Raw genomic sequence first — 19750 nt, 5'->3', positions numbered from 1 at the left:
TGATGTTGTTTGTTACCTTTAGTTAGATAGCGACTCATAGGTTGCCATTAAGTAACGGGTCATAAAGCTGACATTGTCATAGCTCGACATAATGCTCATATCGATAACATCGTTGGCATTAAAGTCTATTTCGGTTTTACTGACTAAGCCTCTCTCGTTTACCGTGGTTGAGCGTCTATCGAGCACGCCATCACCTTGGATATCCAAATCAGCGGTAATCGCATTACCAAATTCATCGTTAATATAATTGGCTAAACTCACCAAATTACCATTATCAAATGATCTAAAGCCACTGATGAAGCCATTGTCATCGTAACTAAACTGGGTATCTAGTTCTATGGAACCGTCGTCATTAAAGTCTTCCTGAATTGACGCTAACAGATTACCTACGTAGTTATAGGCAATGCGTATTTGCGGGTCGGTATGAGTTTGCAACTCTTCGACAATACGGCGTTGACTGTCGTAGCGGATTTGAGCACGAGAGTCGTCAATAACACCATCGCTGAGTTGATCAAAGCTATATGCGGTAACCAATCCTAGGTTGTTATAACTGTACTCTGAGGTGTAGTCTCTAAACGCTAAGAACTTGTGATCAAACACTTCCTTTGTCAGACGATTATTGTTGTCGAAAGTCGAGGTTTTGACATAGTCGACGGTATTCGTACCAGGATCGATGAATTCTGCTGTAACCGATAACTCATTACCAAAACTGTCACGATTGTAGATTTCCTGATAATCGTCTTCACCGTCAGTGTTAACGTCTTCTATCGCTCTAGTTAAATAGCCTTTTGCGTTATATGTGTACCTTTTGGTAAAGGTGACGCCACTTTCTTTTTTAACAAAGCGGGTTAGATTGCCGTCGGCATTAAAGTTAGATTGGATCTCTTCCAATATCGTACCGCCAGCGTCTAGATTGGTATAAGTAGCGGCCAATAAATTACCATTGTTATCAAAATTCACCGTTTCGGTATCTTGCTCTGTGACGCTGCCACTTTCTAAGGTTTGTACGGAAAGGCCGACAAATTTACCGCTGTTATTAATATCAAATGAAACTCGTGAATCGACGGTGTTATCGCCATCATTATCTTGCTCAACCTGCGTCGCAACAAAATTGCTGCTTTGTTCTGATTCACTGTCTAAGAGAATATCAACAGAGCGCATGTAATGAACCACGCTGGCATTGGCTAGGATGTTGTCTTCAACTAACTTGTTGCGGGCATTTTGCCAAGCATTGTCACGATAAAAGTTTTCCATCGGTTTGAATAAATCAAGGCTGACATTTTGCCAACTGGTGTGTGTCGCGGGTGTTATAAGGACACCGTTTTCTGGGTTTTGATCAGAATCGACTGAATAGATAACTGACGCAATGTTAAAGCCACGACCTGGAAAACTGTCGTTGGCATAACCGTTCCAAAAGCGTCTTACTTCAACAAGGCTAACCGGTAAAAACGATTCAGGGGCTATGTCATAAGGGCTAATTCGACCTTCACAAGGAATGCTATCGCCAAGCTGCACTGAACCAATGAAAAAGGCAATGGTTTCGCCCGGTTCGCAGGTAAAGCGTCCGGTACCATCGATACAACCGGTTTCACCATTTGATTTTTCGTAACAAATACCTTCAACATTGCCATCCATAAAGATGCCTTTGTTAAAACCTAACAATGCACTATCTGCGGCACAATTTTCAGGGTTCATGACTTCACAAACTTGATAGCGAACATCAAGGTTGCCTAATGGCACATCGCCTAGGGAGTTCAACCGACCGTTCGATTGTATTTGAAAGAATTCGTCAAAATCTGGAACAACCAGATTCATGCTTACTTCATTAGGGTCAATGGTGTCACCGTCGATTTGATCATTGGCGAGCAAATCAACGACGTTATCAATAGGGTAGGCACCATCAAGATCTTCTGCCTGATCGGAATTTAAACTAAACACCGCGGGGATAACTTCAACCGTAACCACGCCACGCGCGCATTTACTGCTGTCGCTTTTCAGGCAAACCTCATACACCATCTGATATTCACCAGCGGAGGTCATTGGTTTAACGTTTAAGGTGGCATTACTGTTTAAGGATAAGGGCGCTTGTGCCGAACTCACTGTCACTGTGACATCGTCAAGCGATAAATCTTTACTATCAAGCGTATCGTTACCAATGATACTAAGACTGTTTGCACCCTTTCGACCAGGAATACCGGTTATTGAATCGTTAGCAATACTTAAATTAGCAGTGTTACTGTTACCGCCGCCGCCTCCACCGCCGCCACCGCCGCCACCGCCACAGGCAGTTAACGTTGAGACGAGTATTAGATAGAGAAAAGGGCAAATTATTTTTGCTTTGGCCATGTTCCAACAATCCCTATTATTGTTATTACATATAAGTGATTATTTATTAGCCTAGCAGAGAATTTTAAAAAGGGTTAAAACACAAACTGACAGATGATGCCAAATAAAACCACCAGTAATCCATAGTGATTATTTAAAAATGCTTTAAAGCAGTTGTCACGCTCTCTACGCTGAATCAAGTGATGCTGGTAGGCAAAGCTTAAAGTGACGTATATCAGTGCCAAATAGTAAAATGCATTAAACTGTTGAAGTTGCCCAACTTTAAACAACAAAGTCAGGGTTAAAAGCTGTAGAAAAGCAATCGCCATTTTGTCGAATCGACCAAATAAAATGGCGGTCGATTTGACCCCGATTTTTTTATCGTCGTCTCTGTCCACCATCGCGTACATGGTATCGTATGCAACGGTCCAAAATAAGTTGGCGAAAAAAAGTAACCAAGCAACAGTCGGGACTGAGCCGTTAATTTCACTAAATGCCATGATCATGCCCCAACTAAATGCCGCACCAAGGACCACCTGCGGTAGGTGAGTGAAGCGTTTCATGTAGGGGTAACTGGCGGCAAGCAATAGCGCAACGAATGACAATTGAATGGTTTGCCAAGACAAGGTAAGTACCAACATCAAGGCGATGAGCAATAATCCAATAAACAATGCAATGGCTTGTTTTTCGGTAATAAGGCCACTGACTAACGGCCGCTGCGCGGTGCGTTTTACATGGCCATCAACGTTTCTGTCAGCAAAATCATTGATCACACAACCGGCACTGCGCATGATAAAAACACCGGCTGCAAAGACTAAGGTTAAATGCCAGCCAGGGAAACCATCTGCAGCAACCAGCAACGCCCAAAACGTCGGCCACAACAATAAGTAGGTGCCAATTGGCTTATCCATGCGAGTTATGAGCTTCACTGCCTGCCATTTTTGTGTCAAATCTGTCATATATATCTAGGATTCAGAGAATCATTATTATTGTCATTATAAATATGGCTTGAATCTGCTTAGTCTACATACGTATTCACTAAGTGCACCACAGCTGCAACAGGTAAAATGTACCCTGATTTACCATAAATTTTTACCTATATTAACGTAACCCGTATTGCGAATAAACCCAGATGACCTTTTTAAATAAACCGGCGCTGAAGTCCAGTTTTAAGCTGGCTTGGCCGATATCCCTGCAAAATACATTGGTGACCATGCTAAGCATGATCGATGTCATGATGGTGAGTCATTTAGGGAATGCCTCGGTTGCCGCTGTTGGCTTAGGTAATCGCATTCAATTCGTTATATTGATTTTGGTTACTGGCCTGTCTTGGGGCGTAGGCATTTTAGCGGCGCAATACTATGGCGCGGGCAATCAGCAAAAAATACGTCGCTCTATCTTGATGGGTATTGTGCTTGGCATTGTCGCGCTGAGCCCGATCATAATTGCCAGTGTGATCTATGCCGACGGTATTATGGCAATTGGCAGTAAAGATGCGGATGTTATCGCCATTGGTGAACGCTATTTGTGGATCACCATGCCCAGCTTATTGTTCGTTACGGTGAGCATGGTATTTGAAAATGCATTGCGCAGTACCAACGAAGTAAAACTGCCGATGTTGCTCAGTGTGGTCGCGATTGTCCTTAATATCGTGCTTAACTATTGGTTAATCAATGGTGGGCTCGGTGTAGCTGCGTTGGGCGTCGATGGCGCCGCAATTGCCACTACGGTGAGTCGTTTATTCCATATGCTGCTGTTGATTGCGGTACTAATACATATCCGCCATTTTCTTCGACCATCAAGCGCCGATATAAAAAGCCTTAATCAGTTTCAGCCCTGGAAAAAACTGGTGCTGTTGGTTTTGCCATTGATGTTTAGTTTTGGTGTTTGGTCGCTGGGAACCTTTGTTTATCAGGTGATCTACGGCCGAATGGGCACAGCTGAGTTGGCGGTAATCAGCTTATTGGCACCGGTTGAAGGTATGTTCATTTCGGTGTTTTTTGGCTTCGCGTCAGCTTGTGCGATTATGGTCGGACAGCGACTGGGCGCCAATCAATTTGACCAGGCTTGGTCGATAGCTCGCTCATTTATCACCTTAGCCCCTGTGGTCGCCCTTATTTTGGGGATCGTGATGTTGATTCTTGAACCTATTATTTTCCTGCCATTTAATGATATGCCTGAAAGCACCTTGGCTTTGGCGTCAAATATTTTTGTGTTGATTGCTCTCGGCGCATGGATAAAAATCAGCAATATGACCCTAGCGATGGGGGTGTTACGTGCCGGCGGTGAAACCAAAGCCTGTTTGTATATTGATACGATTGGCATGTGGTTAATCAGTATTCCGCTGACAATGCTGGTGGCGTTTTACTGGCAACTACCAATGTTTTATGTGGCACTGGCGGCTTATTCAGAAGAGGTGTGCAAGTTATTGCTGTTTGGCTGGCGCACCATCCAGAAAAAATGGCTAAGAAATCTGACTTAGCCATTTTTTGGTAAGTTTATAAACTTACTTAATTTACTTACGTATTTTAACTACGTACTTTCACTGCTTACTTTCAGTACTTGTTAAGAGTACTTGTGAAGAGTGCTTGTAAAAAGTAGATACTCCTTTTAGCTAGTGAACCGTTTTAGTTGGCACTAACCACGATCACAGTATTTGGCGCCAATGTTTTACTCAAATCAATGATTTCCACATTATTGTCAATTCGATATTTAGAGCTTGCTCGTCGGTTGAGATAGTTAAAGGTATTATCTGCACCGTATTGCGCGGTGAATTCAACCAAGTTGGTGTTGTTGCACTTTATTTGCTCTGTCGCGAGGTGCACTTGTGCGCCTTGATCACGTACCACGTTTCCAGCAACTCGGCGCAAATAGGTTTTTGTTGCGCTTAGATTGTTAGATACCGCATGAACACATAACTTGGTCGCGATTGAATTGTCTTTCGCAACGAAGGTTACATTTGCAGCCATGCTGTTGAGGCAAAATAAAGAGGTTGTAAGCAGTGAGCCAAGAGTTAGGGGTGTAATCTTCATGATTTTCTCCAGCCGATTCCGTCACGTAACATTATAGGTAGGAGTGAAGGGGGCGATGTAAGGAATAGCCGATTAAAAGCTATCGCTTTTATTTCGCTTTAAAATCAATTGGATATTTGGCTTTTGCTCAGTTCATCATTAGCTTTTGTTAAGCTTTTTTATAGGCTCTAGCGCCGGGTAGGAATACTTCGGCAACCATTAACGGCTTTTGCTCGATATAGAATAAACTTCTGCGTCCCCAAAGGTTATGGTCGACGCGTAAATCGAGCATGTTGGCGAGTTCACATACCCGCAGACTCGGGGCTATTTCTGCGACTTGAACCACTTCGCGATGTAATTTGGGATTGTTGAACAAGACTTGACCCAGCGGTTGCTCACCAAGGTTGGCTAATTGCTGTTGATCGCCGGTTAAGCTTTTAAGTGGCAATAGGCTGCGGGCAAATACGTGGGGCACGGCATCGCAAAACAACACCACTTCACGCACCAGCACTTGTTCACCTTGCTCAATATCGGCATTGGCCTCATGGGGCTGGCAAGCTTCTATTCGTTGACCCAATAATTCTACTTTAAAATCAACACATTGTGCTTTAAGGCGAGCGGTTAATGAGGTTGGGTCAAGCAACCAATCATTAAGTCTGGCGGTTGTTGGTGCATGTTCAGCACTGACCCAGTTGACATCCAGACCTATCGGAAACTCTTGCTTTAAACGCTGCATAGATTATCTCGCTTTAGAGTCTTGGTAGTTATATACAAAGGCCAGTAATGAGCCACTGATCAAGCCCATTAGGTGCGCTGTATTAGCAACATTAATTGGCATGAAATCGGTAAAACCAAGCACCAGCCAAAATAGCATAAAGCCAATCAGCGACTGAGATATACCGATGCCGCGCCCTGGATTTAAGTAACCAAACCACCAGACAAAACCAAATACGGCATAAACCACACCCGATAAGCCGCCAAAATTAGGGCCGGAGACATAAAATTGACTGACGTTAGAAACGATGGCGGAGATCATAAAAATCGCCATTAACCAGCTACTGCCCAGTTGTTTTTCAATTTGACCGCCAAGTTGCCACCACCACATGGTGTTAAAAGCAATATGCAATAAGCCGTAGTGAAACAGCGCAGGGGTGATAAACCGCCAAGGCTGAGAAATCGTTTGCTCAATATCACCGAACTGATTGAATAGCACCAGTTGATACAGGCTGTCACCAAAAACGACGAAGGTGGCAAGATATACCAACCAACAGATGGCAAAAATAATCAAGGTGAGCGGGCCGGCGTTGGCAATAAAACTGTTTTTGAGTGTTAGCCAGCTACCACTTGATGGCAATGATACCGAGGCGCCGCTATTCCAAGCCGATGATTGGTATTTACTGGCCCCAGGATTTTGTCTGAATTGTTCAAACTCAATGCGCGCTTGCGCCATGTGCTGCTCTTCACACCACAGGGTATAACCATCACGTTGGCCATTATCGTCTTGCGCATCGGTGACGCGCGTGGCAATGCCTATGCTATTTAGGTAGCTGGCAAATATTTTTGCCATGGCTTGATGATTGATATTAACAAACGGCTGCATTGATATTATTTAGCGCTCAACTTTATCTGGGTAGCTACGTGACCATAAATCAAAGCCACCATCTAATGAATACACGTCACTGAAATCGTGGCCAATTAAAAATTGTGCTGCTTGTTGGCTGGAAATGCCATGGTAGCAACAGACAACGGTTGGCGCATCAAAATCTGCATCACGTAAAAAATCACCAAGATTTTCATTACTTAATTGGATAGCACCGGGGATGCGACCATTGGTAAATGACTGTGGGTCGCGGATATCGACAATGACAAATTTGTCTGTGTCTAAGGTGTTATAGACATCATCGATATGCAAATGTTTAAAACTGCTTTGTTCGCCGTGCACGGTTGATTTCCTTTAGAACATTTGTGTCGATTGTATCATAGCTTGGCTGTGTTGAAACAACCTAACAAAACTCTGTATAAAGCCTCGTAGATCCACAATCGATAACGGTTTATAAAAGTAAAAAAGGCCGAAACATGATGGTTTCGACCTTGTATTATATGCGTTTAATACGCTGAGGGTTTAATCCCAGTTAAGAATAACCTTACCGGAATTACCCGACAGCATGGCATCAAAGCCTTGCTGGAATTCGTCAATGCCAAACTCGTGGGTAATGATAGGGCTGATGTCCAAACCAGATTGGATCAAGCTCGCCATTTTGTACCAGGTTTCAAACATTTCACGACCGTAAATGCCTTTGATAACCAAACCTTTGAATATCACTTTCGCCCAGTCGATAGCCATATCCTGACCCGGAATACCGAGCATGGCAATCTTACCGCCATTGTTCATGCTATCGAGCATGGCGTGAAATGCTGATGGCACACCAGACATTTCTAATGCAACATCAAAGCCTTCGGTCATGCCGAGTTCTTTCATAACATCTGGCAAGTTTTCATTGGCAACATTTACGGCGCGTGTTGCGCCCATTTTACGGGCCAAATCTAGACGGTATTCATTGATGTCGGTGATCACGACATGGCGTGCACCAACGTGTTTGGCAACCGCTGCTGCCATAATACCGATTGGGCCTGCGCCTGTGATCAACACATCTTCGCCGACCAAATCAAATGACAACGCAGTATGTACGGCGTTACCAAATGGGTCAAAAATTGACGCCAATTCATCTGGCACTTCGTCCGGTAATTTAAAGGCATTAAAGGCTGGAATCACCAAGTACTCGGCAAAACAACCGGTGCGATCGACACCAACACCTATGGTGTTGTTACATAAGTGGGTACGACCAGCACGACAGTTACGACAATGCCCACAGGTAATATGACCTTCGCCAGAAACGCGATCACCTTCAGCAAAGCCTTTTACTTCACTGCCCATACCAATCACGACACCGGCGTATTCATGACCAACAACCATAGGCACTGGAACGGTCTTTTGTGACCATTCATCCCAGTTGTAAATGTGAATGTCAGTACCACAAATAGCGGTTTTCTTAATTTTAATCAGTAGATCATTTGGACCTACTTCTGGCATTGGTGAGTCTGTCATCCAAATGCCGGTTTCTGGTTTTAATTTTGCTAAAGATTTCATACTCTCGCCTTAAATTAGATCACGCCCATTTCTTTACCGATACGAATGAACGCATCGATGGCTTTGTCCAATTGCGCTTTACTATGCGCTGCAGAAATTTGTGTACGAATACGTGCTTGGCCTTTCGGTACGACTGGGAAAGAGAAACCAATAACGTAAATCCCTTGTGCTAATAAGCGGTCGGCCATTTCAGCTGCAATTTTCGCATCGCCTAACATCACAGGTACGATAGCGTGGTCTGCACCGGCACAGGTAAAGCCTGCAGCTTCCATTTTATTGCGGAAGTAAGCGGCATTATCTTTTAACGTTGTACGTAATTCGCCACCATCAGCAAGCATATCAATAACGCGGATTGAGGCGCTAACAATAGCCGGAGCTAAAGAGTTCGAGAACAAATATGGACGAGAACGCTGACGCAACCATTCGACAATCTCTTTTTTACCAGATGTGTAACCACCTGATGCACCACCCATGGCTTTACCTAGGGTACCGGTAATGATATCAACACGATCCATTACTTCGCAGTATTCGTGCGAACCACGACCATCTTCACCAACAAAACCGACGGCGTGTGAGTCATCAACCATGACCATCGCATCGTATTTATCAGCTAAATCACAAACACCTTTAAGGTTGGCAATAACGCCGTCCATCGAGAATACGCCATCGGTAGCAATTAACTTAAAGCGAGCACCGGCTTCTGTGGCCGCAATAAGCTGCGCTTCTAAGTCTTCCATGTTGTTGTTGGCATAACGAAAACGTTTCGCTTTACAAAGGCGCACACCATCAATAATTGAAGCGTGGTTCAAGGCATCAGAGATGATTGCATCTTCTGGACCAAGAATGGTTTCGAACAAACCGGCGTTGGCATCGAAACATGACGAATAAAGAATGGTATCTTCCATACCCAAAAAGGCACTTAGTTTATTCTCTAGTGTTTTATGGATGTCTTGGGTACCACAAATAAAGCGTACTGATGCCATACCAAAACCATGATCATCTAAACCGGCTTTAGCGGCCTTGATCAGTTCTGGGTGATTCGCCAGACCCAAATAATTGTTCGCACAAAAATTAATAACTTCTTCACCAGTATTTACCGCAATATCGGCTTTTTGCGCCGTGGTAATAACACGCTCAGATTTGTATAGACCTTCTTCTTTAACCTGCTCGATTTGTTGTTGCAGGTGGTTGAGGAAATTTGCTGACATATCAACCTCAGTAAGTTGTTGTAATAACGGTGCGAATTGTGATTTCGTACCCTGTTAATTTTGCGCGCCATTGTACGCTTTTAAACCATCAGTGCCTAGCCCAATTTGCACTTGTTAACAAAAGCTAGGCAGGGGAAAACTGGCAAGTTTATATTCCAGTTTACGGCTAGGCCTAGAGCTGCTGTTGGCTGGGGAATAGGATGATTATAGACCAGAGTTAAAACAAGGCTTATGACATCGGTGGTTTGTGCTTGAGTTGTAATTGCTAATTTAAAAATGACGGACTGATGGGTATACTTAAGCCATTGTTTTATAAACGGGTCTCAAATTTGAACCGATACAAGCTAAGTTTGCGCCTGTACCAAGTGTTGATTCTACTGCTCACACCTTTGTTGGTACTGGTATTTTTGTTGCGTTCGATTAACCATAAAGAGTATCGACAACGAATGCGCGAGCGTTTTGGCTGGGTCAGCAGCAACATGCAACCCGGTGGCATCATAGTGCATGCCGCCAGTGTTGGTGAGGTCATTGCCATTAAACCGTTTGTAGAAGGCCTATTGCTGCGTTTTCCTGATCAGCCGATAACGGTTACCACGTTCACGCCAACGGGCTCAGCGCAAGTGGTTAAGTCGTTTCAAAATAGAGTTCAGCATTGTTACTTACCGCTTGATATCTCGTTTTGTGTGCATTTATTTTATAAATTAATGCGACCACAAGCGATGGTGCTCATGGAAACTGAAATTTGGCCAACCATTATTCAACGTTGTTATAAATCCAACATTCCTTTACTGCTCATTAATGCACGCCTATCTGAAAAGTCGTTAGCGCATTATCAAAAACTAACTTGGTTGATTACTCCGGCGTTAAATAAGTTTTCGGCGATCATGTGTCAAAGCCAAGATAACGCCGAGCACTTTATGCGCTTAGGCGCCAATAGTGACAAAGTTTCCGTCAGTGGAAACTTAAAATATGACATTGATATTACCGATTCGTTGCGTGATAAAATTGCTGAGTTAAGGCAATTTGTTGAGACAAAACAACGCAAAGTATTGGTGCTAGGCAGCAGCCACCAAGGTGAAGAAGACCTCGCATTGGCAGCGTATCGAACATTGAAAGAAAGGTTTAATGATTTGCTACTGATTATCGTACCGCGCCATCCAGAGCGGTTTGATAGCGTTGCACAATTGGTACGAAAACAACAATTAAACTTGGTTCGTCGCAGCGAATCTAAACCAGTAACAACCGATGATGATGTTTGGCTTATTGATAGTTTAGGTGAATTGGTCGCCTGTTATGCTGTCAGTGATATCAGTATCATCGCCGGTAGCTTTTCTGATGTTGGTGGTCATAACCCATTAGAAGCGGCGTTGTTTGCCAAGCCGATTGTGGTTGGCCCTAATATGGCAAACTTTAAAGACATGAACCAAAAGCTTGTTGATGGCCGCGGTATTATTCAGCTAGATCACAACGAAGAATTGTCTAACACCCTGTTTAACTTGCTACTCGATGAGCAGCTAATCAGTGATGTTGGTAAAAATGCAGAGCAGGTGATTCTTGAAAATCAGGGCGCAACCGCGCAAAGCATAGACACATTAGCGCGGTATATGATGCGTTAACGGTTTCATGCCGTTAAAACACATTACTACGCAGGCCAATTCACACATGCTATCGATTGAGTAATTCTTGAATCTCTTTCTGGGCTTGTGCTTCTCGTTCAGCATCGATTCGATCCTGCTCTTCTAAGGCCTTAATTTGCGCATCTAGATCGTCGTCGAATTGAGCGTCGAATCGTTGTCGAAATGCGTTGCTATCATCGTCTAGATTGTAACCTTTTAATAAGATATTTCGTTCCTGAGATTCTAGCATGCTCGCGTTTGCGCCAGTTGCGTATGGCAGGTTTAATTTGCGCCGTATAAAGTTATCTATGTAGGCAAACTGATGTCTGTCACCATGCCAATTGTGATGGCCGTGAGCAACATCGTTATAGAACACTGTTTCCACATCTTTGTTTAATTGTTTCAGTCGGTATTTCATGCGATTAGCTTGCTCAAAATCGGCTATTTCGTCTTTTTTACCGGCAATGAGTAGGATCGGTGCTTGTACTTTTTCAGCGAAGTAAAATGGTGATACAGCTTGTAAATCATCATTGAAGTCTCCAACCACTTCGCTGACCATGTCACGAAATTGTTGTGTGGTTTTATAATTGCTGGCATTAAATAAGTGCATCAAGTCATAGATGCCGTACATTGACACGATACATTGATATTGTTCGGGTTTTTTAATGGCCAACATAACCGCTGAATAGCCACCATAACTACTGCCAATTGAACACATATGATCAAACTGATATTGCTGTCTGATTTGTTCTACTGCCAAGCTGATATCATGTTCGATTAATTTACCAAATTGACCTTTACCAGCCTCGGTAAACTTTTTACCAAAGCCTGCGGAACCACGGAAGTTTACTTGCAGAACACTGTAGCCACGATTGGTTAAAAACTGCACGTCACGATTGAAGGTGGCGATATCACGAACACCTACTGGACCGCCGTGCGGATACACTAACAAAACCTTATTGTCGTAATCTTGTGGTTGGGTAAATATCGCTTCAACGAAGGTGTCTTTTTCAACTTCTACTTTGAAGGTTTTTGATGGGTTCAAGTTAAACAAGTCCATGCTTGGAAAGCGTGCGGCAATTTTTTTCGCCTGTCCTTGCTCTGCGGGCAAATAAAAATATTGGCCTGGGTTATCAGAGCCAGACGTCGCCAATAGTTTGGTTTTCTTATCTAAGCTTTCGCCAATAATCGATACGTGTTGCTTGTCGAAGTTTTTATTAAGACGCTCATTGAGGGTGATGTCGTCAGTGGAGAAGTATTCAGTCTTGGCGATTCCATGCTCTAAATATGTGACAGAATGAACACCTTGCCCCATTGGGTTTAATTGCGCAGACGCTAAATCATACATAGGGTGTTTATAGATAACGTCACCAAGTGTTTGAGTTTTTATATCAAACTTGACGAGTGCGACATGATCGTGGTCTTTGTTGGATAAAACGGCCAACTCTTTGCTATTCAGAAAACCGACAGGAATAAATTCAATGTTTTGGTCGGTTTTCCAAAAAAGCCGCCACTTATTGGTTCTTTTATACCAAAACTTCAGCTCTTTGCGTTTTCTGTCACCGCTCACCGCCATTATCGTGGCGTTGTTATTATCGTAGTAATATAACAATGCGTCGTCGAGGCCGCTGTCGAGTAATTCCGCTTGCGCAAAATTTCGTGTCATCAGTTGCTCAACGGTGATTTTGTAGATTAAATGTTTCTCGTCAATACTGCCTGGTGTATGCACGTAAATCATGGTGTTCTCTACATCAGGAAGGGCTGAGATAACATAACCTGACGTGCCGATAACTTGCCATTTCCCTACAGGCTCTTGTTGACTGAAATCGAGTTCAATAAAACCCCTATGGCTGTTTGTTTCAACGTATACCGTGTCGTTGTCTATCCACTCGTAGTCGATAACAAGATCATTGTGAATTGCTGTTTTGGTCTCCTTGACTGGGTCGAATACACTCATTAAATTGCGTTTTGTTAGAACATTATTTTCGTATGCAAAAACGTGTTTGCCATCCGGGCTAAGTTTCATACTGAATATTGAATCATCACGAAAAATATCGTCCACGGGAATCAGCATGCCTGCTAACGCATTATTACTGAATGCAAGAGTCACAAACGCCAATATCCATGCTTTCATTGTTACTCTCCCTGTTGCTGGTTGGTTTGTGGCCTAACAACATCAAAAAATTTATCTTCACCGGGGCCGGTGTATATCATCGCTTTATTGTCGATCACATCGGCAAAGTTTTTTTCCATATATTCCAAAGCAATGGACGAGTTATTGAGCAGTTTTAGTTGAGAATAAGCGGCACCAAAAAACAAATACACTTCCATGTTCAGGTGACCAACATAGCTGATGGTGTTCTTTTTGACCGCAAAGCTCCACAACTCGTTATCGAAGTCATTGCGTTTGGCGTATTTAGAAAATTGGACTTTGCTTAAGCTGTACTCGCCTTCGGGTAAGGCAAGCAATATGTAATTATTGCCACGTTGCAAATCGGCTTGTCCCAAGGCAATAGAGGTTGGGCCAGAAATGACAATTTCTTCTATTTTTTGATTGGTATCGACTGCAAGTAAAAAATAGCCATCATTTTGTTTGAGGCCAGTGACTTGGTCTTTTTTGATGCTACTGACTTTCGTGGCACAGCCCCAAACAAAAACACAAATGACTAAGGCGATGGAGATGCTCTTTTTATTGTTATTCACTGTGGCTCACTCGCTAAGCGGTAGCGGACGTTATGTATCATAAACATAACACTTCCATGTATTTATTTTCATACTAACCAATGACTTAAAAGTGGTCAATTAATGAGTATTGGTAAAGCTAGATAACAAAAAGACGATCAAAGTCGTCTTTTTGTGAGTAAAGTAGCGTTTATTCGCTCACCACTTTTTCTGTAGCGGTATTCTCGTCGCTGCTTATCTGCTGGTTTATTTGACTCTCTTCATCAGCGGTCAGATTAAATGTCTGAGTATGCAGTACGGTGCCGGTTAAACTTCTTACTTCTAAGGTCCAATCACCAGGTATTAGTAGTTCCTCTTTGCTCAGCTTTTTATCTAGGTGTAAGCGCCTTTGCAAATCGGTATTGACCAAATATAAGCTTTCATACTCATTGATTTCTTTAGGTGGTAACCAGTGCACGACGAGCATGGTATTGCTCTTATATTTGCTCTTCAAATCTTCATTGGCTTCGAGGGTTATGGTGGTACCAAAACGGACATCTTTTTCGACAGTGAAGCGTGTTGTGCCATCTTCGATTTTTGAGTATTGGTAATCGCCACGATAATACTCCGGTTTAAAAACACCTGACTCAACTTCATCGACAGCAACATCGATGATGTCCAATTTGTACTTTTCTTTCATCGTCTGTTGTATTTTCGCTAGCTGCTCGTCATCAAATTGAGCCTGCCAAAGGATGGTGCTGATCACCGAACGCTGAGTACCTAGGTATTTTTTCTCTACCCAACGGCGCTCATGTTCCGGCAGATCTTGGTAGAACAATTTTGCCATACATTGCTCAAAGTCAAACTCGACCCCTTGTCCTAAACATTGCGCTTGCGCTATATAGAGTTGGCCATAGTGAGTCTCTTGTTGTTGAGCCTGTTGGTAGTATTGATAGGACTTATCGTAATCTGTCTCGACATATTGGCCTTGCTGATAAATATCGCCAAGGCGAATAGAAGCGCTGGCACGACCGGCATCAGATGACTTTTGGTACCAATGCACGGCTTGTTCTATGTCTTCTTGATAAACAATACCACGGTGATAATAACTGCCAATATTGAACATTGCTCTGGCATGTCCTAAATCCGCCGCTTGTTGATAGTATTTAGCAGCTTTGTGCTCATCATTGGCAACATTGTCATCAAACTCAAACGCATCGGCGATGACAACTTTGTCATAGGCCAATGCGTCATTGTCCTTAGATGCCTCTGGTAGAGGTAAATCCAGCTTACGGCGAATAAAGTCATCGATATAAGCGATTTCGTGGCGGTCGCCACTCCAATATTTGTGGCCATGCCCGGTATTGGCATAGAACAAATATTCCATATCTTTGCCGAGCTGTTTTAAGCGATATTTCATGCGATTCGCTTGTTCAAAGTCGGCAATGGTGTCTTTTTCACCGGCCATCAACAAGACTGGCGCTTGCAATTTTTCGGCAAAGAATATGGGTGAAACATCCTTTAATGATTCGTCAAAATCACCAACAATTTCAGCAACTTTTTCTTGAAATTCTGGCTGGGTTTTTAAGTTACTGGCATTAAATAAATGGGGTAAATCGTAAATCCCGAAATTGGAGATAACGCATTCGTATTTGTCTGGATGATAGATGGCTAACATCATTGCCGAATAACCACCATAACTGGAGCCCATTGAACACATGCGTTCAAAATTGTGCTCTTGCTCCACTTTGCTCACAACCGCTGAGATGTCTTGCTCAATGAGTTGGCCAAACTGCTCTTTACCGCGTTGCAAAAACTCTTTACCAAAGCCTGAAGAGCCACGAAAGTTAACATTTAATACTGCGTAACCTCGACTGGCAAGGTACTGATTGTTGCGATTAAATACCGCATAGTCACGAACACCGACCGGGCCACCGTGTGGGTTAACAATTAGCACGCCATTGTCATTACTTGTTGGTAAAGTAAGAATTGCTTCAATATAGGTGTCGTCATCAATTTTAACGTCAAAGGATTTTGCCCGTGCGTAGACCACATCCTGTTGCACTTCGTAGCGATTGCGTACCAAGGTGAGTTTTTTCGCACTCACATCAAAATAATAAAACTGGCCTGGGTTGTCTGAGCCTCTGACCGATACCAATAAAGCATTGTCATCTAGACTTGCTTGCACCACCGAAACCGACTGTTCAGGAAAAGACTTTTTCAATGATTTATTAAGACGAATGTGCTCAGAATGGAAATACTGGTTGGTCGGTAAACCATGAGAGAAGTAGGTGACGTACGCGATAGAGCCGTCAGGGTTAAGGCCGGCATCGGTGAGATCATAGCGGTTATGCTGAAATAACACCTCGCCAAATTCTTGGCTGTGTAAGTCAAACTCCACTAACGACACTAAATCAGTGGTCTCGTTGCTTAATACCGCAATTTTACTGTCAGAGATAAAGCCAATAGCTGGTGTGAACTTTTCGCCTAATTCATAGCTGTTGTAATCAATCCATTCGCCGTCTTTATCATCAAGTTTAAAATACCATTGCATGACTTCATCATCATCAAAGGTCGCTGAAAACATGGCATTGAATTGTCTGTCGTAACGATAATATAGAGCGTCGTCCAACGGCTCGACAAACTCAAAATTACTATCAAAATTACCTGCATATAAGTCTTTGATATTAATTTTATAAACGGTTAAATCATCACTTCGTGCGTCGCCTTTATGGGCAAACAACACCTCGCCTTCAATGTTCGGCAGGCTGTCAACAAGCCTACCCTCTGGTTCTAATAAGCGCCATTTGGCTTTGCTCTTGCCGTCACTATAATCAATTTTAATAATACCGTTGCGACGCGAGGCAAAGGAGACAAAAATACTTTGGTTGTCTATCCAATTTAAATCGGAAATACGAGTTTTTGAATTGTGTTCAACTTCAATTAATTTGCTGCTGGTTTCCTTGTTAGGATCAATCAATTCAATCACGTCATAATCATCATCTCTGTCATAAGAGACAATGTATTTACCGTCAGGGCGCATAGCAATTTTGTAATGATCGGAATTTTTATAGAGCTCTTCTGCATGTAATGGTTCGCCGGCAGTGCTGCTAAAGCTGACCAGTGCGAAAAGACAACTGATGATTAACTTATTTGGCATTGACGGTCTCCTTGTCTGCTGACTCTGCAATAAACGGTGTTTGCGGTTGCTCTTGCTTTTGCTGTTGCTCCTTGCGTTGAGTTCCTGCCACCAATTCAAAAAACGAATCTTCGCCGACACCGTGATATACCATGTCACGACCGGCAAGAATTTGTGGAAAGTTCTGTTCCATATATTCAAGGGCAACCGATGATTTATTAAGTAATTCAAATCGGCCACCGGCGTAGTACCAGTATGTGAAGGTCGTGGCATTGAGGTGACCTACGTAACTGATTTTGTCTTTTTCAACAGAAAACTGCCAAAGCTCATCTTCGAATCCGCGAATGTGCGCATTGAAATTGATTTTGACTTTGTCGATGGTGTAATCACCCGCGGGTAAATTGATGAGAATATAGTTACTACCTTTTTGCAGATCATCTGATGTCAGCTTGATCAGCTTGGTGCCACTGATAAGAATTTCCCGTAATGGACGGTTAGTATCGACGGCGAGTAATAAGTAGCCCTCTTCTTTGTCGAGTTTATTGTCAATATCGTCTTTGATGCTAGAGACTTTGGTGGCACAGGAAGTCAATAAGCCAATAGAAAGTATGGCCAAAAGCAGAATGTTATTTCTCATTATTATCTCGCTTTTTGGGGAAGTAAGCGATCACTAACAAGCATTACTTCCATGTAATATAGCAAATAGCATGATAACCAACAGCGCGTGGTTGGTCAATAAAGTAGCACAATGGGCTTATAGGATCTTATCAATACTGTTGGTGACCATAGCAACACTAATGCGATCCATTAATTCGCCTTTAGCCCGCGTGCCCCAAGGCAACTGCGCAACCTCTTTACCGTGTTGCTCTAATACACATTGGGGGTAAACACTGACGACAAAATCTAGGCTTTTGTATGGGCCTGTGCGCTGCGGATTTGAATGGGCATAAAGACCGACAACTGGCGTCGATACTGTGGTTGCCATATGGGCAGGGCCGGTATCTGGGGCGATTACTAATTTAGCTGACTCAAGCACCGCCAACATTTGTTTTAAATTGGTTTTACCAACCAGATTGGTCAGAGCACAGTTAGCGTGCTTTTCAATGTCATTGGCAAGATTGACTTCCAATTGCGCAGGGCCACCGCATAACACCACCTGATATCCCTTGGCGGTTAGGTGTTCAGCAACCTCAGCATAGCCTTTAGCATGCCAATTGCGCTCGGCTTTACTGGCGGCAGCTGAGATAACGCAATACAGTTTGCTTTGCTCAATATTGTCGTGAGCCCAGTCTCGTTCTTGTTGACCGAACGGCATCAACCAGCTTGGCGCGTCGATATTAACGCCAATGGCTTTGGCGAAATTCATGAAACCGTCGAGCACATGTGGCTCCGCTTGTGGGGCAATTTTTTTATTGGTAAACAACCATTGGCCTTCTTTGGCACGTTGCTTGTCGAAACCAACTTTGACTTTAGCGGGAATAAATAAACTGGCAATACTGGCTCTTAAGGCAACTTGCATATGTAATAGAACATCAAAGTCACGTCCTTTCATATGTTGACGTAATTGCATGTAGCCTTGCCAGCCTAAAGACTTATCAAACACCACAAATTCAACACCAGGCAAGCCTTTGAGCAACATGTGTTCGACTTTGCCAATGACCCAAGTGATCTTTGTTTGTGGATATTGCTTTTGGATTTGTTGTACCATGGCTACCGCGTGGCAAACATCGCCTATAGCTGAAAGTCTTAAAATACAAAGAGATTTTGGCTCAAGAGAGGTTTGACCCGGCATAAAGGATTCACCACAATAATAGTTATAACCATGTGCTAATTGATGCAATCGCCGCCAACATTGTTTGCCGTGACGTTATCAATAGCCCCTATATAAAGGCTTATTATCTTGAACCTATCGAGATTTGTAAAACATTCAAACATAAATCTTTTTCAAGAAGGCAATATTCGTTGTTTATATGATGCCGATCTGCTCAATGATTTTAGTGTTGAAATGTTTGATTCGAGCTACTGGCAACAACAAAACGCGGTATTGGGTTCCTCTACTGGCCGCGGCACTGCATGGTTTGTACAACACCCTCAAGTGAAAATGGTGCTGCGTCATTATTATCGTGGCGGCTTGATTGGCAAGCTGATCAATGACAGTTATTTCTATACCGGTTTTATGAATACGCGCGCCGCGAAAGAATTTATTCTGTTGGCGGACATGCAACAGATGGGATTACCTGCACCAAAACCTGTCGCCCTTAAAATTGAGCGTCAAGGATTGACCTATAACGCCGATATTTTAATTGAGCTTATTCCAGGCGCAAATGATTTGGTGGCGTTATTGACGCAAACTGAATTGCCAGAGCAAAGCTGGCAGCAGATAGGTGCTTGCATAAAAGCCTTTCATCAGCAGCGCATCTATCATCATGATCTTAACGCCCATAACATTATGTTGGATAGCGACAATAAAATTTGGCTAATTGATTTTGACCAAGGTAAACAAATGGCCAGCGAAGGGCCATGGCAGCAACAAAATTTGCAACGTCTGCAACGCTCATTTTTAAAAGAGCAAAAAAAAATGCCAGTGTTCCATTATAGTGAGGAAAACTGGCAATCATTATTACAAGGCTATTCGAGCTAAC

Annotated in this window: 16 protein-coding genes; 3 read left to right on the top strand and 13 right to left on the bottom strand. The window is 43.1% G+C overall.

The features are described 5' to 3' along the window. Positions 1-18 precede the first annotated feature (18 nt). Entirely contained in the window at positions 19-2346 is a 2328-nt protein-coding gene (locus E2K93_RS06425; RefSeq protein WP_135438301.1) for a hypothetical protein, read from the bottom strand. A gap of 74 nt (positions 2347-2420) precedes the next feature. Continuing rightward, on the bottom strand, positions 2421-3284 hold the full coding sequence (gene ubiA, locus E2K93_RS06420; protein WP_135438300.1) for a 4-hydroxybenzoate octaprenyltransferase: 864 nt from the start codon (positions 3282-3284) through the stop codon (positions 2421-2423). Positions 3285-3457: 173 nt separating this feature from the next. Here ubiA and E2K93_RS06415 point away from each other — a divergent pair, with 173 nt between their 5' ends. After that, positions 3458-4807, top strand: coding sequence for an MATE family efflux transporter (locus tag E2K93_RS06415; protein ID WP_135438299.1), 1350 nt, complete (start codon positions 3458-3460; stop codon positions 4805-4807). Positions 4808-4952: 145 nt separating this feature from the next. On the opposite strand, the gene E2K93_RS06410 is transcribed toward E2K93_RS06415, so the two are convergent. The 6 genes from E2K93_RS06410 to E2K93_RS06385 form a co-directional block, all read right to left on the bottom strand. Continuing rightward, on the bottom strand, positions 4953-5357 hold the full coding sequence (locus E2K93_RS06410) for a DUF3718 domain-containing protein (protein WP_135438298.1): 405 nt from the start codon (positions 5355-5357) through the stop codon (positions 4953-4955). A 148-nt stretch (positions 5358-5505) separates the two neighbouring features. Beyond that, positions 5506-6072 carry a chorismate--pyruvate lyase family protein gene (locus E2K93_RS06405; RefSeq protein WP_135438297.1) on the bottom strand — a complete coding sequence of 189 codons (567 nt, stop codon included), beginning with the start codon at positions 6070-6072 and terminating at the stop codon, positions 5506-5508. A 3-nt stretch (positions 6073-6075) separates the two neighbouring features. Continuing rightward, positions 6076-6936 (bottom strand): rhomboid family intramembrane serine protease GlpG, encoded by an 861-nt coding sequence (gene glpG, locus E2K93_RS06400; protein WP_135438296.1) that lies wholly within the window; start codon positions 6934-6936, stop codon positions 6076-6078. A gap of 9 nt (positions 6937-6945) precedes the next feature. Further along, positions 6946-7278, bottom strand: coding sequence for a thiosulfate sulfurtransferase GlpE (gene glpE / locus E2K93_RS06395; protein WP_135438295.1), 333 nt, complete (start codon positions 7276-7278; stop codon positions 6946-6948). Between the two features lie 180 nt (positions 7279-7458). Then, positions 7459-8484 (bottom strand): L-threonine 3-dehydrogenase, encoded by a 1026-nt coding sequence (tdh, locus tag E2K93_RS06390; protein WP_135438294.1) that lies wholly within the window; start codon positions 8482-8484, stop codon positions 7459-7461. A gap of 14 nt (positions 8485-8498) precedes the next feature. Next, a complete protein-coding gene (locus E2K93_RS06385; protein ID WP_135438293.1) occupies positions 8499-9692 on the bottom strand; it encodes a glycine C-acetyltransferase in 1194 nt (397 codons plus the stop codon). 329 nt (positions 9693-10021) lie between these two features. On the opposite strand from E2K93_RS06385, the gene waaA reads away from it, so the two are divergent. Beyond that, positions 10022-11308 carry a lipid IV(A) 3-deoxy-D-manno-octulosonic acid transferase gene (gene waaA / locus E2K93_RS06380; RefSeq protein WP_189637869.1) on the top strand — a complete coding sequence of 429 codons (1287 nt, stop codon included), beginning with the start codon at positions 10022-10024 and terminating at the stop codon, positions 11306-11308. A 49-nt stretch (positions 11309-11357) separates the two neighbouring features. Here the strand turns inward: waaA and E2K93_RS06375 are convergent, their stop codons facing one another. The 5 genes from E2K93_RS06375 to E2K93_RS06360 form a co-directional block, all read right to left on the bottom strand. Beyond that, on the bottom strand, positions 11358-13442 hold the full coding sequence (locus E2K93_RS06375) for an alpha/beta hydrolase family protein (protein ID WP_135438291.1): 2085 nt from the start codon (positions 13440-13442) through the stop codon (positions 11358-11360). A gap of 2 nt (positions 13443-13444) precedes the next feature. After that, a complete protein-coding gene (locus E2K93_RS06370; protein WP_135438290.1) occupies positions 13445-14011 on the bottom strand; it encodes a hypothetical protein in 567 nt (188 codons plus the stop codon). Between the two features lie 169 nt (positions 14012-14180). Next, positions 14181-17129 carry a prolyl oligopeptidase family serine peptidase gene (locus tag E2K93_RS06365; RefSeq protein WP_189637868.1) on the bottom strand — a complete coding sequence of 983 codons (2949 nt, stop codon included), beginning with the start codon at positions 17127-17129 and terminating at the stop codon, positions 14181-14183. Next, on the bottom strand, positions 17119-17745 hold the full coding sequence (locus E2K93_RS17675; protein WP_189637867.1) for a hypothetical protein: 627 nt from the start codon (positions 17743-17745) through the stop codon (positions 17119-17121). The genes E2K93_RS06365 and E2K93_RS17675 overlap by 11 nt, the downstream gene beginning before the upstream one ends. 117 nt (positions 17746-17862) lie before the next feature. Continuing rightward, on the bottom strand, positions 17863-18900 hold the full coding sequence (locus E2K93_RS06360; protein WP_135440421.1) for a glycosyltransferase family 9 protein: 1038 nt from the start codon (positions 18898-18900) through the stop codon (positions 17863-17865). Positions 18901-19008: 108 nt separating this feature from the next. Here E2K93_RS06360 and E2K93_RS06355 point away from each other — a divergent pair, with 108 nt between their 5' ends. After that, positions 19009-19749 (top strand): 3-deoxy-D-manno-octulosonic acid kinase, encoded by a 741-nt coding sequence (locus E2K93_RS06355; protein ID WP_228445521.1) that lies wholly within the window; start codon positions 19009-19011, stop codon positions 19747-19749. The last annotated feature ends 1 nt before the right edge of the window (position 19750 follow it).

Origin of the sequence: Thalassotalea sp. HSM 43, assembly GCF_004752005.1 — a bacterium.
Taxonomy (GTDB): domain Bacteria; phylum Pseudomonadota; class Gammaproteobacteria; order Enterobacterales; family Alteromonadaceae; genus Thalassotalea_A.
The sequence above is the reverse complement of the archived record's forward strand: the minus strand, read 5'-3'. Positions and strand labels throughout refer to the sequence as shown.